This is a genomic window from Blastococcus sp. SYSU DS0619 (assembly GCF_054051035.1).
The window spans coordinates 153,741-178,194 of record NZ_JBJHAM010000001.1; the positions used below are offsets into that span (position 1 = coordinate 153,741).

20 protein-coding genes and 1 pseudogene are annotated in these 24,454 nt (G+C 73.6%); 5 read left to right on the forward strand and 16 right to left on the reverse strand.

Features of this window, described 5'->3' with window-relative positions; all coding sequences use genetic code 11:
• Nucleotides 1-11: 11 nt before the first annotated feature.
• The 11 genes from gltB to ACI79T_RS00790 form a co-directional block, all read right to left on the reverse strand.
• Entirely contained in the window at nucleotides 12-4,661 is a 4,650-nt protein-coding gene (gene gltB, locus ACI79T_RS00740) for a glutamate synthase large subunit (protein ID WP_456608126.1), read from the reverse strand.
• A gap of 354 nt (nucleotides 4,662-5,015) precedes the next feature.
• On the reverse strand, nucleotides 5,016-5,966 hold the full coding sequence (gene lgt, locus ACI79T_RS00745) for a prolipoprotein diacylglyceryl transferase (RefSeq protein ID WP_456608127.1): 951 nt from the start codon (nucleotides 5,964-5,966) through the stop codon (nucleotides 5,016-5,018).
• A complete protein-coding gene (trpA, locus tag ACI79T_RS00750) occupies nucleotides 5,963-6,775 on the reverse strand; it encodes a tryptophan synthase subunit alpha (protein WP_456608128.1) in 813 nt (270 codons plus the stop codon). The genes lgt and trpA overlap by 4 nt, the downstream gene beginning before the upstream one ends.
• Nucleotides 6,772-8,121 (reverse strand): tryptophan synthase subunit beta, encoded by a 1,350-nt coding sequence (gene trpB, locus ACI79T_RS00755; protein ID WP_456608129.1) that lies wholly within the window; start codon nucleotides 8,119-8,121, stop codon nucleotides 6,772-6,774. The genes trpA and trpB overlap by 4 nt, the downstream gene beginning before the upstream one ends.
• A 52-nt stretch (nucleotides 8,122-8,173) precedes the next feature.
• Nucleotides 8,174-8,983 (reverse strand): indole-3-glycerol phosphate synthase TrpC, encoded by an 810-nt coding sequence (gene trpC, locus ACI79T_RS00760; RefSeq protein ID WP_456608130.1) that lies wholly within the window; start codon nucleotides 8,981-8,983, stop codon nucleotides 8,174-8,176.
• Between the two features lie 150 nt (nucleotides 8,984-9,133).
• Nucleotides 9,134-9,778, reverse strand: coding sequence for a Trp biosynthesis-associated membrane protein (locus ACI79T_RS00765; RefSeq protein ID WP_456608131.1), 645 nt, complete (start codon nucleotides 9,776-9,778; stop codon nucleotides 9,134-9,136).
• Entirely contained in the window at nucleotides 9,775-11,298 is a 1,524-nt protein-coding gene (locus tag ACI79T_RS00770) for an anthranilate synthase component I (RefSeq protein ID WP_456608132.1), read from the reverse strand. The genes ACI79T_RS00765 and ACI79T_RS00770 overlap by 4 nt, the downstream gene beginning before the upstream one ends.
• Nucleotides 11,295-11,672, reverse strand: a complete 378-nt coding sequence (hisI, locus tag ACI79T_RS00775) for a phosphoribosyl-AMP cyclohydrolase (protein WP_456608133.1) — start codon at nucleotides 11,670-11,672, stop codon at nucleotides 11,295-11,297. Before hisI ends, ACI79T_RS00770 begins: the two co-directional genes overlap by 4 nt.
• 26 nt (nucleotides 11,673-11,698) lie before the next feature.
• Nucleotides 11,699-12,394 (reverse strand): hypothetical protein, encoded by a 696-nt coding sequence (locus ACI79T_RS00780; protein WP_456608134.1) that lies wholly within the window; start codon nucleotides 12,392-12,394, stop codon nucleotides 11,699-11,701.
• A 16-nt stretch (nucleotides 12,395-12,410) separates the two neighbouring features.
• The gene (locus ACI79T_RS00785; RefSeq protein WP_456608135.1) at nucleotides 12,411-14,081 is read right to left on the reverse strand and encodes an FAD-binding dehydrogenase; all 1,671 of its coding nucleotides are present in this window, start codon (nucleotides 14,079-14,081) and stop codon (nucleotides 12,411-12,413) included.
• Nucleotides 14,082-14,288: 207 nt separating this feature from the next.
• A complete protein-coding gene (locus ACI79T_RS00790) occupies nucleotides 14,289-15,371 on the reverse strand; it encodes a flavin-containing monooxygenase (protein ID WP_456608136.1) in 1,083 nt (360 codons plus the stop codon).
• Between the two features lie 65 nt (nucleotides 15,372-15,436).
• Here ACI79T_RS00790 and ACI79T_RS00795 point away from each other — a divergent pair, with 65 nt between their 5' ends.
• A complete protein-coding gene (locus ACI79T_RS00795; RefSeq protein ID WP_456608137.1) occupies nucleotides 15,437-16,039 on the forward strand; it encodes a TetR/AcrR family transcriptional regulator in 603 nt (200 codons plus the stop codon).
• A gap of 145 nt (nucleotides 16,040-16,184) precedes the next feature.
• Nucleotides 16,185-17,057, forward strand: a complete 873-nt coding sequence (locus ACI79T_RS00800) for an alpha/beta fold hydrolase (RefSeq protein WP_456608138.1) — start codon at nucleotides 16,185-16,187, stop codon at nucleotides 17,055-17,057.
• Nucleotides 17,058-17,499: 442 nt separating this feature from the next.
• On the opposite strand, the gene ACI79T_RS00805 is transcribed toward ACI79T_RS00800, so the two are convergent.
• From ACI79T_RS00805 to ACI79T_RS00815, 3 genes and pseudogenes are all read right to left on the reverse strand, one after another.
• The gene (locus ACI79T_RS00805; protein ID WP_456608139.1) at nucleotides 17,500-18,093 is read right to left on the reverse strand and encodes a DUF1905 domain-containing protein; all 594 of its coding nucleotides are present in this window, start codon (nucleotides 18,091-18,093) and stop codon (nucleotides 17,500-17,502) included.
• A 17-nt stretch (nucleotides 18,094-18,110) separates the two neighbouring features.
• A pseudogene (locus ACI79T_RS00810) lies at nucleotides 18,111-18,206 on the reverse strand (VOC family protein); the annotation flags it as partial.
• Nucleotides 18,207-18,273: 67 nt separating this feature from the next.
• On the reverse strand, nucleotides 18,274-18,465 hold the full coding sequence (locus tag ACI79T_RS00815; RefSeq protein WP_456608140.1) for an ATP-dependent Clp protease proteolytic subunit: 192 nt from the start codon (nucleotides 18,463-18,465) through the stop codon (nucleotides 18,274-18,276).
• 145 nt (nucleotides 18,466-18,610) lie between these two features.
• On the opposite strand from ACI79T_RS00815, the gene ACI79T_RS00820 reads away from it, so the two are divergent.
• Nucleotides 18,611-19,018: a DUF2332 family protein gene (locus ACI79T_RS00820; RefSeq protein WP_456608141.1), complete on the forward strand. Its 408-nt coding sequence runs from the start codon at nucleotides 18,611-18,613 to the stop codon at nucleotides 19,016-19,018.
• A 339-nt stretch (nucleotides 19,019-19,357) separates the two neighbouring features.
• Here the strand turns inward: ACI79T_RS00820 and ACI79T_RS00825 are convergent, their stop codons facing one another.
• Together ACI79T_RS00825 and ACI79T_RS00830 are read right to left on the reverse strand one after the other, a co-directional pair.
• Nucleotides 19,358-21,181: an ABC transporter ATP-binding protein gene (locus ACI79T_RS00825; protein ID WP_456608142.1), complete on the reverse strand. Its 1,824-nt coding sequence runs from the start codon at nucleotides 21,179-21,181 to the stop codon at nucleotides 19,358-19,360.
• Nucleotides 21,178-22,953, reverse strand: coding sequence for an ABC transporter ATP-binding protein (locus ACI79T_RS00830; RefSeq protein ID WP_456608143.1), 1,776 nt, complete (start codon nucleotides 22,951-22,953; stop codon nucleotides 21,178-21,180). Before ACI79T_RS00830 ends, ACI79T_RS00825 begins: the two co-directional genes overlap by 4 nt.
• A 123-nt stretch (nucleotides 22,954-23,076) precedes the next feature.
• Here ACI79T_RS00830 and ACI79T_RS00835 point away from each other — a divergent pair, with 123 nt between their 5' ends.
• Together ACI79T_RS00835 and ACI79T_RS00840 are read left to right on the forward strand one after the other, a co-directional pair.
• A complete protein-coding gene (locus tag ACI79T_RS00835; RefSeq protein ID WP_456608144.1) occupies nucleotides 23,077-23,688 on the forward strand; it encodes a TIGR03085 family metal-binding protein in 612 nt (203 codons plus the stop codon).
• A 183-nt stretch (nucleotides 23,689-23,871) separates the two neighbouring features.
• Nucleotides 23,872-24,228: an iron chaperone gene (locus tag ACI79T_RS00840; protein ID WP_456608145.1), complete on the forward strand. Its 357-nt coding sequence runs from the start codon at nucleotides 23,872-23,874 to the stop codon at nucleotides 24,226-24,228.
• Nucleotides 24,229-24,454 lie beyond the last annotated feature (226 nt).

The following is a 24,454-nucleotide window of genomic DNA, read 5'->3' on the forward strand; positions in this document are numbered from 1 at the left end:
GGACGCACACCTCAGCCACGAGCCGCCTCCATCACCGCGCGGTCGACGTCGACGCCGGCGGCCTCGGCGGCACGCCGGGCCTCCAGGGCCCGCCGGTAGTCGCGCGGCATGATCACGCTGAACTGCTCCGACCAGCGTCCCCAGTCGGCCAGCAGCGCCGCGGCCACGGGCGACTCGGTGTCGGCGGCGTAGCGCACCAGCACGTCGCGCAACCACTGCGCGGCCTCGCCGTCCAGCGGCTCGACGTCGACCATCTCGCTGTTCACCCGGTGCCGGGCGAGGTCGAGGACGTAGCCGATGCCGCCGGACATGCCGGCCGCGATGTTGCGGCCGGTCGGCCCGAGGATCACCGCGCGGCCGCCGGTCATGTACTCCAGCGCGTGGTCGCCCACGCCCTCGACGACGGCGAGCGCACCGGAGTTGCGGACGCAGAACCGCTCGCCGACCCGGCCGCGCAGGAAGATCTCCCCGCTGGTGGCGCCGTAGCCGATCACGTTGCCGGCGATGACGTTGTCCTCGGCGGCGAAGGACGCCTCGCGGGAGGGCCGGACGATGATCCGCCCGCCCGACAGGCCCTTGCCGACGTAGTCGTTCGCGTCACCGAACAGGCGCATGGTGATGCCGCGCGGCACGAAGGCGCCGAACGACTGCCCGGCCGACCCGCCGAAGGTGAGGTCGATTGTGCCGTCGGGCAGGCCCTCGCCGCCGAACCGGCGGGTGACCATCGACCCCAGCATCGTGCCGACGGTGCGGTTGACGTTGCGCACCGGCAGCTCGAGGCTGACCGGCCGCGCGTCGAGCAGCGCCCCCTCGCACAGCTGGATCAGCGTCTGGTCCAGGGCGACGTCGAGACCGTGGTCCTGCGCCTTCACCCGGCGCAGCGGGGCGCCCTCCGGCAGCTCGGGGACGACCAGCATCGGCGAGAGGTCCAGGCCCTGCGCCTTCCAGTGGCCCACGGCCTGACGGGTGTCGAGCAGCTCCGCGTGGCCGACGGCCTCGTCGATCGAGCGGAAGCCCAGCTCGGCCAGGTAGCTGCGCACCTGCTCGGCCAGGAACTCGAAGAAGGTGACCACGAACTCCGGCTGCCCGGTGAACCGCTTGCGCAGCTCCGGGTTCTGGGTTGCGACGCCGACCGGGCAGGTGTCCAGGTGGCAGACCCGCATCATCACGCAACCGGAGACCACCAGCGGTGCGGTCGCGAAGCCGAACTCCTCGGCGCCCAGCAGAGCCGCGACTACCACGTCCCGCCCGGTCTTCATCTGCCCGTCCACCTGGACGGTGATGCGGTCGCGCAGGCCGTTGGCCAGCAGCGTCTGCTGCGTCTCGGCCAGGCCCAGCTCCCAGGGCGAGCCGGCGTGCTTGAGCGAGGTGAGCGGCGCGGCACCGGTACCACCGTCGTGCCCGGAGATCAGGACGACGTCGGCGTGGGCCTTGCTCACCCCCGCCGCGACCGTGCCCACCCCGACCTCGGACACCAGCTTGACGTGCACGCGCGCGTCGTTGTTGGCGTTCTTGAGGTCGTGGATGAGCTGCTTGAGGTCCTCGATCGAGTAGATGTCGTGGTGCGGCGGGGGGCTGATCAGCCCGACACCCGGCGTCGAGTGCCGGGTCCGCGCCACCCACGGGTAGACCTTGCTGCCGGGCAGCTGGCCGCCCTCGCCGGGCTTGGCGCCCTGCGCCATCTTGATCTGGATGTCGTCGGCGTTGACCAGGTACTCGCTGGTGACGCCGAACCGGCCCGAGGCGACCTGCTTGATCGCCGAGCGGCGCAGGTCGCCGTTCGGGTCGGGCGTGAAGCGGTCGGGGTCCTCGCCGCCCTCACCTGTGTTCGAGCGGCCGCCGAGACGGTTCATCGCGATGGCGAGGGTCTGGTGCGCCTCCTGCGAGATGGAGCCGTAGCTCATCGCGCCGGTGTTGAACCGCTTCACGATCTCGCTGGCGGGCTCCACCTCGTCGAGCGGCACGGGCGGGCGGACCCCGGTCCGCAGCGTGAAGAGCCCGCGCAGGGTGGCGGCCTCCTCCGACAGCTTGTCGACGGTCTCCGTGTACTTCTCGAAGACGTCGAACTGCCGGGAGCGGGTGGCGTGCTGCAGCAGGAACACCGTCTCGGGGTTGAACAGGTGCACCTCCCCCTCGCGACGCCACTGGTACTCGCCGCCGGTCTCCAGCCGGCGGTGCGCCCGCTCGGTCGGGTTCTCCGGGTAGGCCCGGCGGTGGCGCATGGCCACCTCCTCGGCGAGCACGTCGATGCCGACGCCGCCCAGCGGGGCGGAGGTGCCGGTGAAGTACTCGTCGACCAGGTCCTGGGAGAGCCCGACGGCCTCGAAGATCTGCGCCATCGTGTACGAGCCGACGGTGCTGATGCCCATCTTGCTCATGACCTTCAGGACGCCCTTGCCGAGCGCCTTGACCACGTTGCGCACCGCCTGGGCCGGCTCGACGCCGGTGAGGACGCCGTCCCGGATGAGGTCCTCGATCGACTCGAACGCCAGGTACGGGTTGACCGCGGCGGCGCCGTAGCCGAGCAGCAGGGCCACGTGGTGGACCTCGCGGCAGTCGCCGGACTCGACGACGAGGCCGACCTCCATGCGGGTCTTCTCCCGCACCAGGTGGTGGTGCACGGCCGCGGTCATCAGCAGCGACGGGATCGGCGCGCGCTTCTCGTCGCAGTCCCGGTCGGACAGCACGATGATGCGGGCCCCGGCGGAGATCGCCTTGCTCACCTTCGTGCGCAGCTGCTCGACAGCCTCGGCCAGCGCCGTCCCGCCGCCGTCGACGTCGAAGTGCCCGGTGATCCGGACGGCGGCGTAGCCGGGCAGGTCGCCGTCGTCGTCGATGTGCAGGATCTTGGCCAGCTCGTCGTTGTCGATGACCGGGAACGGCAGGTGCACCTGCCGGCAGGACGCCGGCGAGGCGGCGAGCAGGTTCTGCTCGGGCCCGAAGGTCCGGCCCAGGCTGGTCACCAGCTCCTCGCGGATGGCGTCCAGCGGCGGGTTGGTCACCTGCGCGAACAGCTGACCGAAGTAGTCGTAGAGCAGCCGGGAGCGGTCCGAGAGCGAGGCGATCGGGGTGTCGGTGCCCATGGACCCGATCGGCTCGGCGCCGCTGGCCGCCATCGGCGTGACCAGCAGGCGCAGGTCCTCCTCGGTGTAGCCGAACAGCATCTGCCGGCGGACGACCGACTCGTGGCTGGGGCGCGACCGGCGCCGCTCGGGCAGCGCGGGCAGGTGGACCAGTCCGGCGTGCAGCCAGTCGTCGTACGGCTGGGCGGCGGCCAGGGCACCCTTGACCTCCTCGTCGGAGACGATCCGCCCGGAGGCGGTGTCGACGAGGAACATCCGGCCCGGCTGCAGCCGGCCCTTCGCGACGACGTCGGCGGCCGGGATGTCGAGCACGCCGACCTCGCTGGCCATGACGACGAGGTCGTCCTTGGTGTGCCACCAGCGGCCCGGGCGCAGGCCGTTGCGGTCGAGGACGGCGCCGATGAGCGTGCCGTCGGTGAAGCAGACCGCGGCCGGCCCGTCCCACGGCTCCATGATCGAGGAGTGGAACCGGTAGAAGGCCCGGCGGGCGGGGTCCATCTCGTCGTGGTTCTCCCACGCCTCCGGGATCATCATCAGCACCGCGTGCGGCAGCGAGCGGCCGGACAGGTGCAGCAGCTCGAGCACCTCGTCGAAGGTCGCCGAGTCGCTGAAGTCGCTGGCGGTGACCGGGAAGATCCGCTCCAGGCCGAGCTCGGACGCCGGGCCGGCGGGGCCGTCGAACAGCTCGGTGGCCAGCTTGGCCTCGCGGGCCCGCATGCGGTTGCGGTTGCCCTTGATGGTGTTGATCTCGCCGTTGTGCGCGATGAAGCGGAACGGGTGGGCCAGCGGCCAGCTCGGGAAGGTGTTGGTCGAGAACCGGCTGTGCACCAGGGCGATCGCCGACTCGTAGCGCTCGTCGCGCAGGTCGGGGAAGAACAGCGGCAGCTGGTCGGTGGTCAGCATGCCCTTGTAGGTGATCGTCCGCGAGGACAGCGAGGCGATGTACAGCGAGCTGCCCGCGTCCACGGCGGCGCGCTCCGCCCGCTTGCGCAGCACGAAGGAGCGCCGCTCGAGCCGGGTGACGCCGTTGCACTCCACATTCCCGCCGAAGGCGGTGGCGTCGGCGCGGCCGGCCATCGTCTCGGCGACGAACAGCTGGGCGAAGTGCGGCATGACCGCGCGCGCGGTGGGTCCGAGGTCGGCACCGTCGGGGTCGACGGGCACCTCGCGCCAGCCGAGGACCGTCAGGCCCTCCTCCTCGGCGAGCCGGGCGACGTCCTCGACGCGGGCGGCCCGCTCGGCCCCGTCGGCCGGCATGAAGGCGATGCCGACCGAGTACTCGCCCAGCGGCGGCAGGTCGAAGTCGACGCCGGCGCGCAGCAGGGCGTCGGGGATCTGGGTGAGGATGCCGGCGCCGTCGCCGGAGTTCGGCTCGGAGCCCGCGGCACCCCGGTGGTCGAGGTTGTGCAGCGCGGTGAGACCGGCCTGCACGATGCGGCGGCTGCGCCGGCCGCGGGCATCGGCGACGAAGGCGACGCCACAGGCGTCCTTGTCGTTCGCCGGGTCGTACAACCCCTGGGCCGGGGGCACGGCCGAGAAGGGGATCGCCGTCGTGGCGCGGGCGGGAAGGTCGGTCATGTCACTCCCGTCGTCGGCGCACCGTCGTTCCCTCGGGCGAGGGTGGACGGGGGCTGGGGCCCGGGCCGGAGGTCAAGGGCGGCGGAGCTGGCGGCACGTGCGGAGCGCGCGGTGCGGGACGGACACAGGTGCCCCGACCAGCGGTGGCGCGCGAGCCCACCGGGTGGTGCCGGTGAGCCGTCGTCCGCGGGGCAGCGCTGGCCCGGTTCCGACACTACGACCCGGCCAGGATCGCTGGCGGGTCAGCCCGAAGGGTACACAGCCGTAACGTCGATCTGACACGGCCGAAGCCGATCCGTGACGGTACGGCGAGATACCGGTGAACCCTGGCCGGACCTGCGCGGTTTCCCGTCCTCAGCCGGTGGCCGGCGGCTGGTGATCGTCCTCACGTACGCGGTCGCCGGACGCCTCCCGGACCTCCTCCGGCTCCCTCGCGGACCGATTCGAGCTGGCCGTAGCCATCTCCTCACCACGCGTGATGACCTCGCGTGGCCGGCCGCGCTGCCAGATGAAATAGGCCACTGCCAGCAGCCCGACGATGATCGAGGTGAAGACGTTGATCCGGACGCCGAAGAGCGTCTCGGCCGGGTCGGTGCGCAGCAGCTCGATCCACAGCCGGCCGGCGCAGTAGGCGGCCACGTACAGCGCGAAGGCGCGGCCGTGCCCCAGCCGGAACCGCCGGTCGGCCCAGATGACCAGCCCGGCCGCGGCCAGGTTCCACAGCATCTCGTAGAGGAACGTCGGGTGGAAGGTGCCCAGCACCAACGGCTCGCCATCGGGCCCGGTGACCGCCTGCCCGCCGCTCCACTCGTAGATCGTCAGCGCCCACGGCAGGTCGGTGGGCCCGCCGTAGAGCTCGTTGTTGAACCAGTTGCCCAGCCGGCCGATCGCCTGGGCGACCAGCAGTCCGGGGGCCAGCGCGTCACCGAACGCGGGCAGCGGGATGCCCCGGCGCCGGCAGGCGATCCAGGCGCCCACGGCGCCGAGGGCGATCGCGCCCCAGATCCCCAGGCCGCCCTCCCAGATCGCGAACGCCCGCAACGGATCGCCGCCCTCGCCGAAGTACGGCCGTGGGCTGGAGATCACGTGGTACAGCCGGCCGCCGACGATGCCGAAGGGCACCGCCCAGACCGCGACGTCGAGGACGTCCTCGGCGGCGCCCCCTCGGGCGACCCAGCGCTTCTGCGTGATGACGACGGCGGCGACGATGCCGGCGACGATGCACAGCGCGTAGGCGCGGATCGGTAGTGGGCCCAGCTCCCAGACCCCCTGGGTCGGGCTCGGGATGGCGGCGAGCACGGTCATGCCGGCACCTTCGCACGGACACCGTGGGCCAGGTCGGCGGCGAGCCGACCGACCGCGTCCGCGCCGGTCTGCTCGTCGGGTGCGTCGAGCAGGGCGCGGACGAACGCCGAGCCGACGATGACGCCGTCGGCGAACCCGGCGACCTCCGCCGCCTGCTCGCCGTTCGAGACGCCGAGGCCGACGCAGACGGCGAGGTCGGGTGCCGCCTGCCGGGTGCGTGCCACGAGGCGCTCGGCCGCGTCGCCGACGGTGGCGCGGGTGCCGGTGACCCCCATGGTCGAGGCGGCGTAGACGAACCCGCGGCAGGCGGCGGTGGTGGACCGCAGCCGGGCATCGGTCGACGACGGCGCGACGAGGAACACCCGGTCCAGGTCCGCCCGCTCGGCGGCGGCGAGCCAGGCCCCGGCCTCCTCGGGGATGAGGTCGGGGGTGATGGCACCCGCTCCCCCGGCCGCGGCCAGGTCGGTGGCGAACCGCTCGACGCCGTAGCGCTCGATCGGGTTCCAGTAGCTCATCACCACGGGCACCGCGCCGGCCGCGGCCACCGCCTCGGCGGCACGGAGCACGTCCGGCATCCCGACGCCGGCGCGGACGGCGACGTCCACGGCCTGCTGGATCACCGGCCCGTCCATGCCCGGGTCGCTGTACGGCACGCCGATCTCCACGACGTCGGCGCCGTTTCGGACGGCGGACACCATCGCCGCGATCGACCCGTCGACCGACGGGAAGCCGACGGGGACGTAGGCGATCAGCGCCGCGCGCCCCTCCGCCCGCGCCGAGCCGATGCGCTGTGCCAGCAGACTGCTCACGCCGTCTCCCCTGCGTCCGGGCCGGCGACGGCCGTGTCGTTGCTGACCGCGCCCTCGGTGGGCTGCTGGTCGGTGTCGAGCCCGGGGCCGGGGTCGACCTCCTCGCGGTCGCCCAGCCCGAACCACCGCGACGCGGTCTCCACGTCCTTGTCACCGCGCCCGGAGAGGTTGACCAGCAGCAGCGCGTCCGGCCCCACCTCCCGGCCCAGCTTCATCACCCCGGCCAGGGCGTGCGCCGACTCGATCGCCGGGATGATGCCCTCGGTGCGGCAGAGCAGGGCGAACGCCTCCATGGCCTCGGCGTCGGTGACCGGGCGGTACTCGGCCCGCCCGATGTCGTGCAGGTAGGAGTGCTCCGGGCCGACGCCCGGGTAGTCCAGGCCGGCGCTGATCGAGTGCGACTCGACCGTCTGGCCGTTGTCGTCCTGCAGCAGGTACGAGCGGGCGCCGTGCAGGACTCCGGGGGTGCCCCCGGTGATGGTGGCCGCGTGCCGGCCGGTGTCCACGCCGTCGCCGCCGGCCTCCAGGCCGATCAGCCGGACACCGTCGTCGGGGACGAACGCGGTGAAGATGCCGATCGCGTTGGAGCCACCGCCCACGCAGGCCAGGACGGCGTCGGGCAGCCGCCCCTCCCGCTCGAGCACCTGGCTGCGCGCCTCGTCACCGATGACGCGCTGGAAGTCGCGGACCATCGCCGGGAAGGGATGCGGACCGGCGACGGTGCCGAACACGTAGTTGGTCGTCTCGACGTTGGTCACCCAGTCGCGGAAGGCCTCGTTGATGGCGTCCTTGAGGGTCCGGGAGCCGGTGGTCACCGGGATCACCTCGGCGCCGAGCAGTCGCATGCGGGCCACGTTCAGCGCCTGCCGCCGAGTGTCCTCCTCGCCCATGTAGACCGTGCAGGACAGCCCCATGAGCGCCGCGGCGGTCGCCGTCGCCACGCCGTGCTGACCGGCACCGGTCTCGGCGATGACCCGCTGCTTGCCGATCCGCTTGGTCAGCAGCGCCTGGCCCAGCACGTTGTTGATCTTGTGCGACCCGGTGTGGTTGAGGTCCTCCCGCTTGAGCAGCACCCGCGCGCCGCCGCAGTGCTCGGCAAACTTGGGGACCTCGGTGACCGGGCTGGGCCGGCCGGTGTAGTCCCGCTGCAGCCGGGCGAACTCGGCGAGGAACGCCGGGTCGACCCGCATGGCCTCGTAGGCCTCGGTCAGCTCGTCGAGCGCGGCGATGAGCGCCTCGGGGACGAAGCGTCCGCCGAAGACCCCGAAGTGCCCCGTCGCGTCGGGCCAGCCCGGGCGCGCCGGGAGGGAGAGTTCTCCGGGCTGCGGCGGGCTGGTCGTCGTCATGCGCCCAGTGTCCCGCGCGAGGACCGGACGGTGGCGGAGGGGTCCCCCGTGGTCAGCGCGAGGTGCGCGGGGTGGCCGGGTGCGAGCCGGCCGTGACCAGGTCGGCGACCGCCTGACGGGGGTCGCCCGCGGTGACCAGGCCTTCTCCCACGAGGACGGCGTCGGCCCCGGCGGCGGCGTAGCCGATCAGGTCGTGCGGGCCGCGGACGCCGGACTCGGCGACCTTGACCACCTCCGACGGCAGTCCCGGGGCGATCTTCTCGAACGTGGACCGGTCCACCTGCAGCGTCGTCAGGTCGCGGGCGTTGACCCCGATGACCGATGCGCCGGCCGCCATCGCGCGGTCGGCCTCGGCCTCGGTGTGCACCTCGACCAGCGCCGTCATGCCGAGCGACTCCACCCGCTCGAGCAGCCCGACGAGGACGTTCTGCTCCAGCGCCGCCACGATCAGCAGGACGACGTCGGCACCGTGGGCCCGGGCCTCGTGCACCTGGTAGCTGCTCACGACGAAGTCCTTGCACAGCACCGGGACGTCGACCACGGCGCGCACGGCGTCCAGGTCGGCCTGCGAGCCGAGGAACTTGCGCCGCTCGGTGAGCACGGAGATCACCCGCGCGCCGCCGGCGGCGTACTGCTGGGCCAGCCGGGCCGGGTCGGCGATGTCGGCCAGGTCGCCCTTGCTCGGGCTGCGCCGCTTCACCTCGGCGATGACACCCACACCGGGAGCCTTCAGCGCCGCCAGCGCGTCGAGCGCGGGGCGGGCCGCCTGCGCGGCGGCCTTCACCTCGTCCAGCGGCGTGGCCGCCTCGCGGACGGCGAGGTCGGCGCGGACACCGGCAACGATCTCGTCGAGCACGTTCACGGCGTGGTCGCAGCCTCGGCCGAGGTCAGGTGGTTGCGCATGGGCGCCACTGCCTCCTACGTCGATCCCGGGCGGATGGGTGGACCCACTGTAGAGGCGGGCCGGGCGCGTTCCGGCCCGGGGTCGGGCGGACCGGTCCGGCCGGTTCCGCTATGCGGCCGGACCGGACCGGGGTGCCGGCGGCGGCTCGGTGGGGTCCTCCCCGCGGTCGAGCGCCTTCCAGGCGTCGTCGGCGCGCTGCTCGCTGGACCGCGCCGGCGCCGTGCCGGGGGTGCGCTCGTAGCGCCGTCCCATCGCCGGCCACGAGCTGCCGCGCAGCGCGGCCAGCAGCCCGGCGGCGACCGCCAGCACGCCGGCGACGACCGCCAGCACCGGCCAGGCGGCGGAGACGTCCACGGTCGTGCGGGTCACGCTGGCGCCGCCCACGCCGGGCAGGTCCGCGGCGGCGTCGGCCACGCCGCCGGTGAGGACCCGGACGCCCGACCACAGCAGGGCGCCGCCCGCCGCCGCCATCAGCAGCCCGACGACCGCCCGGCCCGCGCCGCGCACCGCCAGCAGCGCCAGCGCCGCGGCGAGGAGCACCAGGCCGGCGGCGGTGACCAGCGGTGCGGCGTCGCCGCCGGTGAGCGTCCCCGACACCGGCGGCAGGGGCGCACGGCGCTCCGCGGTCACGGCGGCCCAGCGCTGGCCGGCCGCCGACAGCGCGAGCGCGCCGGCCAGGACCCCTCCCGCGACGGCGGAGGCGAGCTCACGGCGGGCCCGGCCGGCCGCGGGAGCCTCCGCGGCAGCGCTCACCCGGCCTCCGCGGTCAGCTCCCGCAGCCCCTCCGCCGTCGCGATGGCCGAGAGCACCGCGCGGGCCTTGTGCCGGGTCTCCGCCTCCTCGGTCGCGGCGTCGCTGTCGGCGACGATCCCGGCCCCGGCCTGCACGTAGGCCCGCCCCTGGTGCAGGACGGCGGTGCGGATGGCGATCGCCATGTCCATGTCGCCGCCGGCGTCGACGTAGCCGACGGTGCCCGCGTACAGCGCCCGCCGGGTCGGCTCCAGGGTCTCGATGATCGTCATCGCGCTCGGCTTGGGGGCGCCGGAGACGGTGCCCGCGGGGAACGTGGCGTCGAAGACGTCGAGGGCGTCGCACCCGGGCGTCACCTCACCGGCGACGGTCGACACCAGGTGCATGACGTGGCTGTAGTGCTCCACGCGCATGAAGTCGGGCACCTCCACGCTGCCGGGGACGCAGACGCGCCCCAGGTCGTTGCGGGCGAGGTCGACGAGCATGACGTGCTCGGCCCGCTCCTTGGGGTCGGCCAGCAGCCCCTCGGCCAGGCGGACGTCCTCCTCCGGGGTCGCGCCGCGCGGCCGGGTGCCCGCCGGCGGGTGTACGACCGCCGAGGAGCCGGTCACCGTCACCAGCGCCTCCGGCGAGGACCCGACGACGTCGAACGGGGTCTCCCGGCCGGCGAAGCGCAGCAGGTACATGTACGGCGACGGGTTGGTCGCGCGCAGCACCCGGTACAGGTCCAGGGCGTCGACCTCGGTCGCCAGCTCGAACCGCTGCGCCAGCACCACCTGGAAGGCGTCGCCGGCCCGGATGTGCTCGCGCACCCGCTCCACGCCGTCCTGGAACACGCCGGGCGCCAGGTTGCTGCCTACCGACGACGGCACGTCCGCCGGCTCGAACACGGCCACCGCCGGTGCGGCCGGCCGCACCAGCGCGTCGGCCATCTCGTCCAGCCGGGCGACCGCGTCGTCGTACCCGCTCGCTCCCCCGCCGGCGCCGCGCAGGGCGTTGGCGATCAGCAGCACCGATCCGTCGCTGTGGTCGAGCACGGCCAGGTCGGTGACCAGCATCATCGCCAGCTCCGGCATGCCCAGGTCGTCGACGCTGGTCTGCGGTAGCCGCTCCAGGCGGCGCACCACGTCGTAGCCGAGGTAGCCGACCAGGCCACCGGTCAGCGGGGGCAGCCCGGGGGTGCGGGGGGACCGCAGCCGCCGCGCCAGGACCCGGACGGCCTCCAGCGGGTCGCCCGGGAGGTCGTCGGTGAGCCCGGGGACGTCCTCCCCCAGCCACTGCGTGCGGCCGTCCCGCTCGGTGAGCACGCCTGCGCTGCGGACCCCCACGAAGCTGTACCGCGCCCACCGCTTGCCCTGCTCGGCCGACTCCAGGAGCACCGTCCCGGGACGGTTGCCGGCCAGCTTCCGGTAGACCCCGACGGCGGTCTCGCCGTCGGCCAGCAGCCGGCGGGTGACCGGGACGACCGCCGCGTCCAGCGCCGCGAACTCCTCCCGCGAGGGCGAGGTCCCGCCGAACCTCACGAGCCGGCCCCCTGCGTGACGGGCAGCCCCCGGTGGAAGCAGCTGCGCTCGCCGGTGTGGCAGGCGGCGCCCTCCTGGTCGACCAGCACCAGCAGCGCGTCGCCGTCGCAGTCGACGCGGACGTCGCGGACCCACTGGCGGTGACCGGAGGTCTCACCCTTGACCCAGTACTCCTCCCGGCTGCGCGACCAGTACGTGGCCCGGCCGGAGGTCAGCGTGCGGTGCAGCGCCTCGTCGTCCATCCAGGCCAGCATGAGCACCTCGCGGGTGTCGTGCTGCTGGACGACGGCGGCGACCAGCCCGGCCGGGTCGCGGCGCAGCAGCGCGGCGACCTCGGGGGCCAACGCCGGAGGAGACGGGTTCCTGGCGGACATGCCCGCAAGTGTGCCGTGCGCGCAGGTCAGCCCTGCGGGCCGGTGAACCAGTGCCGCCCGGGGCCGAGCAGGACCAGGCCGAGGGCGACCAGCGGAGCCGCCGCAAAGAAGAGGCTGAACGCCGCGACCACCCCGCCGAGGTCCTGGCCGGCCGCGGCGGGCCCCATCAGGTCGCCCAGCTTGGCCCACCAGTAGACGGTCAGCAGGAGCTGCCCCGCGTGCGCGGCGAGCAGCACCAGCCAGGCGACGCGGGTGCGCCGGGCGAGCGCCAGGATGCCGGCGGCCACGAGCAGCACCACCGACACCAGCTGGACGATCGACAGCAGGTTGCCCTCGCGGGCGAACTCGTACGCCTGGGTGGGCGCGGCGGTCGGGCTCTCCTCGATCGCAAGCTCCGCGAGGGAGGCGAAGAACCAGACGTACAGCGAGGCGATCAGCACCAGCAGCGCCTGGACGAAGGTCAGCACCGCCGCCCCGATCACCTGGCCCGGCCGGCGGTCCGGCCGGGGCCCGCCCGGGTACGGGGCACCGGCGTAGGGCGCGCCCGGGTAGGGCGCCGGGTAGCCGTAGGGCGGCGGCGGGCCGTACCCCCACGGCGGCGGACCGTAGGGGCCCGGCGCCCCGTAGCCGTAGGGCGGCGTGGTGGGTGGCGGCCCGGTGTAGGCCGGTCCCTGCTCGGTCGGCGTCGACGGGTCCGACCAGGGGTCGCGCGGTGCGCTCACAGCGTCACCCGTCCGCTCACAGGGCGGCCGCGAGCGCACGGCCCGCGGTCCGGCCGGAGAAGAGGCAGCCACCGAGGAACGTGCCCTCCAGCGAGCGGTAGCCGTGCACACCGCCGCCGCCGAAACCGGCGACCTCACCGGCGGCGTACAGCCCGGGGAAGACCTCGCCGCCGGGTCGCAGCACGCGGCCGGACAGGTCGGTCTCCAGGCCGCCGAGGCTCTTCCGGGTGATCAGGTTGAGCCGGACGGCGATGAGCGGCCCGGCCTCGGGGTCGAGGATGCGGTGCGGCGGCGCGACGCGGATGAGCTTGTCGCCGAGGTAGTTGCGGGCACCCCGGATGGCGGTGATCTGCAGGTCCTTGGTGAACGGGTGGGCGATCTCCCGGTCCCGGGCCACGATCTCCCGCTCCACCTGGGCCAGGTCGAGCTCCGGCGTGCCGCCGGTGACCCGGTTCATCCCCGCGACGAGCTCGGGCAGGGTGTCGGCGACGACGAAGTCCTCCCCCTTGTCCAGGAACGCCTGGACCGGACCGGAGACGCCCGCCTTGACCCGGGTGAGCAGGAGCTTCATGTCCTTGCCGGTGAGGTCGGGGTTCTGCTCCGAGCCGGAGAGGGCGAACTCCTTCTCCACGATCTTGTGCGTCGCGACGAACCAGGTGTGCTCGTGGCCCGTGGTCCCGATGTGGGCCAGGGTGCCGAGGGTGTCGAACCCGGGGAAGAGCGGGACCGGCAGGCGCTGCCCGGTGGCGTCGAGCCAGAGCGACGACGGCCCGGGCAGGATCCGGATGCCGTGCCGGGCCCACACCGGCGAGTGGTTGGCGATCCCCTCGGTGTAGTGCCACATCCGGTCGCCGTTCACCATGCTGGCGCCGGCGGCGACGGTGGCCTCCTGCATCAGCCCGTCGACGTGCGCCGGGACGCCGGAGAGCAACCGCTGCGGCGCGGGACCGAGGCGGGCCGGCCAGTTCTTGCGGACCAGGTCGTGGTTGCCGCCGATCCCCCCGGAGGTGACGACGACGGCCTGCGCGGCGAACTCGAACTCCCCGACCTCGGTACGGGAGCTCGCCTCGCCGCGGGCGACGTCGCTGGGCTCGAGGACCGCGCCGCGGACGCCGGTCACGGCTCCGCCGCTGACCACCAGCTCCGACACCCGGTGCCGGAACCGCAGCTGCACCAGGCCGGCCTCGGCCGCGGCCCGCACCCGGCGCTCGAACGGCGCGACGATCCCCGGCCCGGTGCCCCACACGATGTGGAACCGGGGCACCGAGTTGCCGTGGCCGGTCGCGGTGTAGCCGCCGCGCTCGGCCCAGCCGACCACCGGGAAGAACCCGATGCCCTGTTCCTTGAGCCAGGCGCGCTTCTCCCCGGCGGCGAACTGCAGGTAGGCCTCGGCCCACTGGCGCGGCCAGTGGTCGGTGTCGCGGTCGAACCCGGCGGTGCCGAACCAGTCCTGCCGGGCCAGCTCCAGCGAGTCGTGCACCCGCAGCCGGCGCTGCTCGGGCGAGTCGACGAGGAACAGCCCGCCGAAGGACCACCACGCCTGCCCGCCCAGGGACGCCTCGGGCTCCTGGTCGACCAGGATCACCCGCTTGCCGGCGTCGGCCAGCTCGGCGGTGGCGACCAGTCCGGCCAGCCCCGCCCCCACCACGACGACGTCGGCCTCGAAGCTGTCCGTGTGCGCGCTCACACCGGCGACGCTAGCGGGCTCGGCCGGGCCTGCGCCGTCCCCCCGGTGAGCGACGCGCCGTCCGGACGCCCTGCAGTAGCTCCTCGGTTCGCCTGCCTCACCCCGACGGTGGCCAATGGCCTCCATCGCCGGCGGCCCGGACGACTCGAACACCCACCGGCGCGGTGCGACTTCGGTTCAGCGCCGGCTTGACCAGTAGCCGATCGGTCAGCGCAACAGGGCGCGCTGACCGCGCCTGTCTCGTGCGAGCAGGTGGTCGACGACGCGGCGGGCGTCGGCGCCGACACCCCCGAGCAGGTGGGAGGTGATCGAGCGCTGGTAGGGCAGCCCGACCGCGTAGAGGCCGGGACAGTCGTCGACGACCCCGCCGCGCTGACGCAGCCGGCCCGCCGGGTCGAGGACGTCGAGGTGCAGCCAGCTGTAGTCCGGGCGGAAGCCGGTGGCCCAGACGACCGCGGTGACGGCGAGGGTGCGACCGTTCGCGAGCAGAGGCATCCCGTCACAGGTGCCGGTGACCCGAGGGTGGCGCTGCACCTCAGCGGTGGCCAGCTGCTCGGGCCGGATGCGACCGAGGGGATCGCCGTGTCCACCCAGTCCGCGTCGGGCGAGGACGGCGCCGAGACGGCCGAGGCGTTGCAGGACCTGGAACGTCCACGGCCCCAGGTGAGGAATGTGCCCGACGTCGCGTCCGGCCAGATGTACGGTGCGGCGCTCAGCGGGGTCGGTGGCTACGTCGAGGGCGATCTCCGCCCCGGAGTTGCCCGCTCCCACCACAAGGACCGCCCCGGCCGGCAGCTGAGCGGGACGCCGGTAGTGCGCCGCGTGGACCTGGACCAGCCCCGGGTCCAGCCACGCGGCGAAGGGTGGAACGAACGGTCTGTGGTGGGCGCCGGTGGCGATGACGACGTTGTCGGCCCGCCAGCGCCCACGGTCGGTGACGACCACGAAGTCCGCACTCTCGCGGGTGACCGCCTGCACTCGGGTGCCGAGCCGCACCGGTAGTGCGAAGTGCGCGGCGTAGCGGTCCAGGTAGTCGGCCACGGCGTCCTTGGTCGGGTGGTCCGAGCGTCGGCCGGGAAAGGGCAGACCGGGCAGCGAGTCGAAGCCGACAGGGGTGAACAGGCGCAGCGAGTCCCACCGCTCGCGCCAGCTGTCGCCCACCGCGGCGGCGGCGTCGAGGAGGACGACGTCGTGGCCACGACGGGTCAGGTGGTGACCCACGGCCAGGCCGGCCTGACCCGCGCCGACGACCACGGTCTGCACGACACGGTCGCCCGCGGTCGTAGCCATGCCCGCTCCCGTCCTCGACCGATTGTAGATGCGAGGGTATACATGTCCGCGTCTACGGTGGAGGGGTGAGCGACGCGGCCAGCACTGCCCCGGGGCGCAGACTTCCGCGTGCCGAGCGGCGAGAGCAGATCCTCGCGGCGGCCACGAGTGCGTTCAGTGCGGCCGGTTTCGAGGACACCGGCCTGGACGACGTGGCCGCCGCGGCAGCAGTCAGCCGGGCGATCCTCTACCGGCACTTCGACTCCAAGGCCGATCTCTACCGGGCGGTGCTCGGACGCGCGCGGGCACGGCTGCACGCGGAGGTGGGCGACCCGCCCTACACCGAGCGGATCATCGACGACCTGCTCGCCGCCGCGGCCGCCGATCCCGACGGGTTCCGGCTGCTCTTCCAGCACACCGCGCGGGAGCCGGCCTTCCGCGCTGAGGTCGACGTGTTCACCGCCGAGATGACCGCCATCGCACACGACCACCTCGCCCACTTCATCCCCGATCCGGCGTGGGCCCGGTGGGCTGCACGGCTGACCCCGACGGTCACGGTCGCCGCCGTGCTGACCTGGCTGGAGGCGGGCCAACCCGAGCCGGACAGGGCCGCCGCTCGACTGCGCCAGGCAATCCAGGGCATCAGCTCCGCCGCGGGCGCCGAGCCGGCCCGCGCCCCTCGTCCCTAGCGGAGGTCTCACGGGGCAGTCGAAGGCCATCGGCGGCACGATCGAGGCTCGCAGAGCGCCCACGGGCGCGGTCTCGCCGAGCCGGCAGCCGGCGCGCCCCGCTGATCGGGCGAGAGTTCAGCGGGCGGGTGGGGTCTGCACCGCCATGAGCACGATGGTCGCCACCCGCAGGCTCGACACACCTGAGGCATCGCTCGTCTATGACGTCCGCGGTCCGCTGCCGACGGCGGACGGACGGCCGCCGCTGTTCCTCATCGGGGCACCGATGGACGCCAGCGGCTTCTGCACGCTCGCGGGGCACCTGGCCGACCGCACGGTGATCACCTACGACCCGCGAGGCCTGGGCCGAAGCACGCGGACCGATGGGCGGACCACGCACACGCCCCAGCAGCACGCCGACGACGTCCACCGCATCATCGAGGTGGTCGGGGGGCCGGTGGACATGTTCGCCAGCAGCGGGGGTGCGGTCACCGCGCTGGCCCTGGTGGCGGCGCATCCGGACGACGTGACGACGCTCGTCGCCCACGAACCTCCGCTGCTGCATGGGCTCCCGGACGCCGCCCGCGCGATCGCCGCCACCCGCGCGGTGCAGGCCGTCTACGAGGCCAAGGGCTGGGGGCACGGCATGGCGGCCTTCATCGCGCTCACCTCATGGCAGGGCGAGTTCACCGACGACTTCTCGGCCACCGCCGCGGACCCGGCGGCCTTCGGCCTCCCGGCCGTGGACGACGGTTCGCGCAGCGATCCGCTGCTGTCGCACGACTCCGACGCGATCGCCACCTTCCGGCCCGACGTCCCGGCGCTGACGGCGGCACCGACCCGGATCGTCGTCGCTGCCGGCATCGAGTCGAAGGACGCCCTCACCTGGCGCACCGCGGTCTCGACCGCCCAGGCGCTGGGCCAGGAGATCACCGTCTTCCCGAGCGACCACGGTGGGTTCCTCGGCGGTGAGTTCGGCCAGCACGGCCAGCCGGAGGCGTTCGCCGAGCGGCTGCGCGAGGTCCTCGACGCGCGCTGACGCCTTCGCTCAGCGCTCCGACAGCTCGAGGGGCCGGTCAGGTAGCCCTGCACGGCTGCGGCCGGCCGCCTCGACGATCCTCTCGGGCGTAGCTGTGGGGCCCGATCAGTCTGTGGGCCGTCCCGGTCCGATCGTGTTCGGACGGGGTGACTGATCGGGCGCCCATCCCCCCTGCGGTCGTGGATCGGCCACTGTGGGTCAGGAGTCGAGGGCGACCCGGTCCCGGTACTCGATCGGCACCGAGGTCATGCCGCCGCCTGAGTGGCCGGCGTCGCCGATCACCGCGGTGCGGCTCGGTGGGACCGACCACCGCAGCCAGGCATGTGCGCCCGCCGGCAACTCCGTCGCAACACGGTCGGTACCGGAACGGCCCGCCGACTGATCACGCCATACAGCGATGTTCGAAAGCGGATCCTCCCCGGACATCCAGAACCCGCTGAGTTCAGTTGAGCCGGACGGTCAGGTGGACCTCGACGTCGTCTCCGTCGTCCTTGCCAATGGCCGTGCGGATCGGAGCAGCTACCGGGAGCTTGTGGGTGCCGTCTCCCAGGGCCATGAACGCTCCGGTGAACGGGTGCCCGTCGACGGTGCCGGCAACCTTGACCAGGCCACGAGTTCCGAAGATCTGTGCTGATCCCGGCAGCTGGACACAGGTCCAGGTGTCTGCCGGTCGGACCTTGCCCAGCCGGGCGGTGAACGTGATGTCCAGTGGGCCGGGATTCGCCATGGTCGTGCTCCTTCGCTCTGGTGGGAGGGGGCTGTCGGGCTTACGAGGCTCGCTCTGGTCGGAGTCCTCCAGGTAGACCAGACCGTTGCCGTCGGGGTCGCTGAAGGAGGACATCGCCAGGACCCCCTCCATCCGCGCCAGCTCCTCGTTGTGCAGGGTCACGCCGGCCTCGCGGACGTTGTCGTGGGCCTGTTGAGCATCGGAGGTGCCCAAGAGGATCGCGATCGGGATCTTGCTGTCGGGGGGTAGGAGCACCAGGGCGACACTCGACCCGGCGGGACGACCTCGATCATCCGTGCGCCCGGCCACACCTCCACATCGGTGCGCAGCACGCAGCCCAGCACCTCGGTGTAGAACCTCAGCGCGGCGTCCTGATCAGCCACCGGAACGGAGACACTCAACGCTCTCGTCGCGATCGTCATACCGCCTCAGACGCCACCCCGCCCGAAAACTCATCGCGCGCGCCCGGTCGTCTCGCGAGAGGAACGGCTACCGGCGCACCGGAGGACTTCTTGGCGCCCAGCCGGCCGCCGTCCCGCAAAGGATCCGCGTGCGGGGCAGCGAGTATCGCTTGCCGGCGGTGCCAGCGGTGAGCAGGAACTGTCCCATGGAGGCGGCCATGCCCATGCCGTAGGTGGCGACGTCGCAGTCGATGAACTGCATCGTGTCGTAGACGGCCATGCCGCTTTGCGCGGATCGAGGTCGACGGCGTCTCCCCGCACTACGCGGAGTTCGCCCGGGCGATCGCCGAGGACGGCGAGGTCCTGGCGTTCATCGCTGGCCTGCAGGACGACAAGCGGCAGGCCAACCTGCTGCCCGCTGTGCCGTGCAGTACCTGCATGGCACAGCGGCTTACGACGCCCAGCTGCGCGATTGGACTCTCGAGGATCGGCTCCGGCTCCGCGCCACCGTCCTCGCACACGCCACCCAGACCGACGAACCCGCGCGCTGCGCGGCGCTGCTGCCGCTGTTGGCCGGAATCGCCGAACCGCTGGCCCTCATCGAGGTCGGCGCCGCCGCCGGGCTGTGCCTGTACCCCGACCGCTACAGCTACGACAACCACGCCACGCGGGTCGGGCCGTCGCAGGTTCCATCATCGAACGGCTCAAGTCCGAGTGCGGCACTGTTCACCGAAGCGGACCTGCTCCTCCTCACCGCACTTCTCGTGCTTTTGATCAGCGATAGCCTCGACAGCGCAGTGCCGGCGGTCAGGCACGAGCGTGACGTCCCGTAAGCCGAACGTCGACCGGGAAGCTCCGACCAAAGGTGGGGCGCCGACTGGAACGTCCCGTATGCCCGGCCCGCAGACATTCCCGGTGACGGGAGGCTTCCCGGTACGGCGGCCGGGCTGTTGCCACCCGTCAGCGCACCTCGCCACGGCGGCCTCATCGTGCGCGCCGTCAGACCGTCCTTGCGACCCCAACAGTGCACCGGTCGACGAGGCGCCGCGTGCCGCCGACGCCGGCCGTACTCGGGTTCGTCGCCGTGGCTGGTCCCGGCCTCGTCACCCGGCCCGCAGGACGGGCCCGAAGCGCGCCCCGGGCATGCCGCGTCCTCCCCGTCGGGCGGGAACTCAGGCGACCGGCTCGGGCTCCCCGGCCGACGAGCGCCGCCAGGAGGCGTGCAGCCGGGCGTAGGGGCCCTCGGCGTCGACGAGCTCCGCGTGCGTGCCGCGCTGCACGACGTGGCCGGCGTCGACGACCAGCACCTCGTCGGCGCGCTCGGCGGTCGAGAGCCGGTGCGCGATGGTGAGCGTGGTGCGGCCCTCGGTGAGGGTGTCCAGCGCCCGGGTCAGCCGCTGCTCGGTGGCGGGGTCGACGGCGCTGGTCGCCTCGTCCAGGACGAGCAGGTCGGGGTCGGCGACGTAGGCCCGGGCGACGGCGACCAGCTGCCGCTCACCGGCCGACAGCGACTCCCCGCGCTGGCCCACCGCCGTCGTGACGCCGTCGGGCAGCCCGGCGAGCCAGTCGCCGAGCCCCAGGTCGTCGAAGGCGGCGACGACCTGGGCGTCGGTCATGCCGGGCCGGCCGTAGCGAACGTTCTCGGCGACGGTCGCGTCGAACAGGAAGCCGTCCTGCGGCACCATCACCACCCGCACGCGCAGCGAGGCGAACGCGACGTCGGCCAGCGGCACCCAGCTGCCCGCGTCGGAGCCGAGCAGCACCCGGCCGGCGACCGGGTCCATGAGCCGGGTGACCAGCTTGGCGAAGGTGGTCTTCCCGGAGCCGGTCTCCCCCACGATCGCCACCCGCGTGCGCGGGGCGATGGTGAGGTCGACGTCGTCCAGCGCGGCCCGCGCGCCCGACGCGTAGCGGAAGGTGACGGCGTCGAAGCGGACGCCGAGCGGCCCGTCGGGCAGGGCCCGGACCCGCTCGGGCGCAGCGACGGCGGGGTCGCGGACGTCGGGCTCGGTGTCCACCACGTCGAGCACCCGCCGGAACCCCGCGACGGCGTTCTGCGCCTCGTTGAGCACCTCGCTGGCGGTCTGCACGGGGGCGACGAACAGGGTGACCAGGAACAGGAAGGCGACCAGGGTGCCGGCGCTGATGTCGCCGGCCAGGCCCAGCAGCACCCCGACGACCACCACGGCGGCGTTGGCCAGCGCCGCGACGAACTCGCCGCTGACGAAGACCGCGGCGGTCACCTTCTGCGCGTCCACCTGGGCGCGGTAGTGCCGGTCGATCGCGGCGTCCAGCCGGGCGGCGGTGCGGCCGCGCACGCCGTAGGCGCGCACCGTCGGCGCCCCGACCACCGACTCGGCGACGGCGGCCAGCACGTCCCCGACGCGCTCGCGGACCACGCCGTAGACCCGCACCAGGCGCTGGGCGAACCAGCGGACGGCGAAGACCAGCGGCACGAAGCAGATCAGGACCAGCAGGGTCAGCTGCCAGGAGTAGACGGCCATGACCACGGTGGCGACGAGCAGCTGCCCCACGCTGACCAGGCCGAGCACGCCGCCCCACTGCATGAACACCGACAGCTGGTCGACGTCGCTGGTCACCCGGGAGACCAGCGAGCCGCGGCGCTCGCCCTGCTGGTGCAGCACCGACAGGTCGTGCACGTGCCGGAAGGCGCGGGCGCGCAGGTTGGCCAGCGCCGTCTCCGTCGTCCGGAACAGCCGGACGTTCATCCGGTAGACCGCGACGGCGGTGAGCACCACGACCACCGCACAGCCGGCGATCACCCAGGTGACCAGCCCGAGGTCGGGGCCGGCGGGAGCCTCCAGCCCCCGGTCGATGACCTGCTGCACGGCGATCGGCACGACCACCCGGCCCGCGGTGGCGACCAGCGCGAGGGCGAAGGTGACCGGCAGCCCGCGCCGGAACTCGGGCATCATCCGCAGTCCGCGGCGGAGGGTCGCCATCGCTCCCTCGGTGCGCTCCACCGGCTCGCTCACGCGGGCACCTCCGCCTGCGAGTAGGCGCGGACCAGGGCCGCGTAGCCGGGCACCTGGTCGATCAGCTCGTCGTGCGTGCCCCGGGCGACCGCGCGCCCGTCGGCCAGCCACACCACCTCGTCGGCGAGCGCGATGGTCGCCTGCCGGTAGGCCACGACCACGACCGTCGTCGGCGTCTCGCTGCCGCGCAGGGCGTCGAGGATGCGGGCCTCGACGGCGGGGTCGACGGCGCTCGTGGCGTCGTCGAGGACCAGCAGCCGGGGACGGCGGACCACGGCGCGGGCCAGCGCCAGCCGCTGCCGCTGACCGCCGGAGAGCGAAGCGCCGCGCTCCCCCACGCGGGTGTCCAGGCCCTCGGGCAGCGCCGCGACGAACTCGTCGGCGGCGGCCACGCGCAGCGCCGCCGTCACCTCGTCGTCGGAGAACGGGGCGCCCAGGGTGACGTTGCCGCGGACGGTGTCGTCGAAGAGGAACGCGCTCTGCGCGACGAACGCCGCCTGGCCGCTCAGCTCGCCCTCGCGCAGCCGGCGCAGGTCGACGCCGTCGAGCAGCACGCCGCCCCCGACCGGGTCCACCAGGCGCACCAGCAGACCGGCCAGCGTGGACTTGCCCGAGCCGGTCGGCCCGACCACGGCCACGGTGCTGCCGGCGGCGACGTCGAAGGTGACGTCCCGCAGGGTCGGGCGGGCCACCCCGTCGAAGGTGAAGCCGACGTCGCGCACCCCGATCCCGGCGCCGCCGGGAGCGGGGACGGCGGCGTCCGGCCCGTACGGGGTCTCGCCGGTCGCCTCGAGCACCGGGGTGACCCGGTCGAAGCCGGCCAGGGCGCGCGGCAGATCGGCCAGCACCCACCCGATGGCGCGGATCGGCAGGGCGAGCACGGTGAACAGGTAGGCGATGAACACCAGGTCGCCGGCGTCGGTGGCGCCGTCGGCGACCCGGCCCGCCCCGATGAGCAGGACGGCGAGGGTGCCCAGGTTGGGCAGCGCCTCCATCAGCGGGTCGAACATCCCGCGCACCCGGCCGACGGCGATCAGCCCGTCGCGCAGCTCGTCGGCCCGGGCGGTGAAGCGCTCGGTCTCGGTGTCCTCGCGGCCGAGCGTCTTCACGACCAGGGCGGCGTCGAAGCTCTCGTGCGCGATCTCGCTGACCTCGGCCCGCAGCTGCTGCGCCCGCTGCATCCGGGGGCTCATCACCTGCGAGTAGACGACGTTGGCGGCGAATACCAGCGGGAAGACGACCAGGCCGACGACGGCGAGCAGCGGGTCGGTGAGCACGAGCGCCACGCTGGTGATCGCGATCATCACCAGCGCGCCGCAGGCGAAGGGCAGCGGCGCGACGAAGAACCAGGCTGACTCGACGTCGGAGTTGGCGTTGGAGAGCAGCTGCCCGGTGGGGTGGCGCTGGTGCCACGACAGCGGGAGCCGCAGGTACTGACCGGTGACCCGGCGGCGGTACTCGGCCTGCAGCCGGTAGCTCATCACGCCGGCGAACAGCCGGCGGCCGAGGATGCCGATGATCTTCAGCAGTGCGACGCCGAGGATGGCGACGGCGGCGAGGGTGAGCGCGGTCGCGGTGGTGACGCCGTCCTCGAAGGAGGGCAGCAGCACCCGGTCGGTGATCTCACCGATGACGTACGCGCTGGCCACCGTCATCGCGCCGTAGAGGCTGCTGGCGAGCAGCGCCAGGGTGAACATGCGCGGCTGCTCGCGGACGGCCCGGCCGATGTGGCGGAGCCCGCGGCGCACGACGGCGTCTCGGCGGCGGGACACGGAGCTCCTCGGGGTTCGTAGCTGCGACCAGCATGCCACGCGGTCGTTAGGTGGGCTAAGCGAATCGCGGCCGGGTCGCCCGACCGGGTTTCGCCGCCCGGGCCTCCTCGGTAACTACGCGAGGTGAGCGCCTCTTCCCTGCCCCTCCCGGACCGCGAGCGGTCGGCGCTCGCCGACCTGCTGGCCGAGCTCGGTCCCGACGCCCCGACCTGCTGCGAGGGGTGGACCACCGCGCACCTCGCCGCGCACCTGGCCGTGCGCGACCGGCGCCCCGACGCCCTGCCCGGCTACGGCCTGGAGATGCTGCCCGGCGGTGCGCGGCTGGCCTGGTGGTCGCACCGGCTGGAGGACCGGCTGCGCGACTCCACGCCCTACGCCGAGGTGGTCGACCAGGTGCGCAGCGGGCCGCCGTCGTGGTCGCCGATGACGCTGCCGGCCGCCTCGAAGGCGTTCAACGTCTCGGAGTTCGCCATCCACCACGAGGACGTGCGCCGCGCCCAGCCCGGCTGGGAGCCGCGCGAGCTGCCCCGCGAGGAGCAGGACCAGCTGTGGTCGGGATTGGGTCTCTACGCCCGGCGCGCCGCGGGTCGCCGCGGGTTGGTGCTCCGGCGCAGCGACGACCCCGGCACGGAGAAGCGAGTGGGCGCCGGCGGCCGCACGGTCACCGGTGAGCCGCTCGAGCTGATGCTGTGGGTCTCCGGCCGCCGCGACGTCGCCCGGGTGACGGTCGGGTAGCCGCGCGCGGCACCGCACTCGCCCTGCCGACCCAGCTCGGGCGACATTCTGCCTGTCCCTCGGGCGGCTCTAGGGACACGCACCTGTCGGTGAGTCGCCCCGCCGCCCCTACGCTTCGCCGATGCCGTTTGTCGGGGAGTCTGCGCAGGAAGCTCTCAGCCGATTCGGAAGGGCGAGACAGCCATGACGACGACAGCCGACCACGACGCCTACATTGCCGCGGCGCCCGAGCCCTTCCAGCCCTCGCTGAAGCGGTTGCGCGCGATATTGGCCCGCGTCCTGCCAGACGCGGAGGAGATCGTGGCCTACAACATGCCGGGGTTCAGGATCGGCGGCTCGGTCGTCGCGAGCTATGCGGCGTTCAGCAAGCAGTGCGGGCTGTATCTCCTTCCAGGAGCCATCTCCGAACATGCCGGAGAGATCGCGGGTGCTGGCCTGAAGGCAACCAAGACTGGCATCACCTTCTCGCCGCGCAGACCGATCTCGGACGACCTGGTCGAGCGACTGGCGCGGGCGTCGCGAAAGGACGCCGGGGCCTGACGGCTCGGCCTGTTCATCAGGCGAGCGATGCCCCTGGCCTACCGCCCGTCGGTGAGGAGGGTCCCGGTGACGTGATGCTGGGCCGGGTGATTGGCGGGCGGCCTCCACCGAGGGTGTCCCATGGTGGGCCGCTATGGGACACAGAGGTGCTATGGCAGCGGGACAGCCGCCACGCGCTGCGGCTGCAGGCGGGCCTCACGGTAGGTCCAGCAGTCATCGACGGCCG

Coding starts and splice junctions, on each gene's coding strand:
- gltB (WP_456608126.1), bottom strand. CDS start 4,661: ATGACCGACCTTCCCGCCCGCGCCACGACGGCGATCCCCTTCTCGGCC.
- lgt (WP_456608127.1), bottom strand. CDS start 5,966: ATGACCGTGCTCGCCGCCATCCCGAGCCCGACCCAGGGGGTCTGGGAG.
- trpB (WP_456608129.1), bottom strand. CDS start 8,121: ATGACGACGACCAGCCCGCCGCAGCCCGGAGAACTCTCCCTCCCGGCG.
- hisI (WP_456608133.1), bottom strand. CDS start 11,672: ATGTCCGCCAGGAACCCGTCTCCTCCGGCGTTGGCCCCCGAGGTCGCC.
- ACI79T_RS00790 (WP_456608136.1), bottom strand. CDS start 15,371: ATGGCTACGACCGCGGGCGACCGTGTCGTGCAGACCGTGGTCGTCGGC.
- ACI79T_RS00800 (WP_456608138.1), top strand. CDS start 16,185: ATGAGCACGATGGTCGCCACCCGCAGGCTCGACACACCTGAGGCATCG.
- ACI79T_RS00815 (WP_456608140.1), bottom strand. CDS start 18,465: ATGGCCGTCTACGACACGATGCAGTTCATCGACTGCGACGTCGCCACC.
- ACI79T_RS00840 (WP_456608145.1), top strand. CDS start 23,872: ATGACGACGACAGCCGACCACGACGCCTACATTGCCGCGGCGCCCGAG.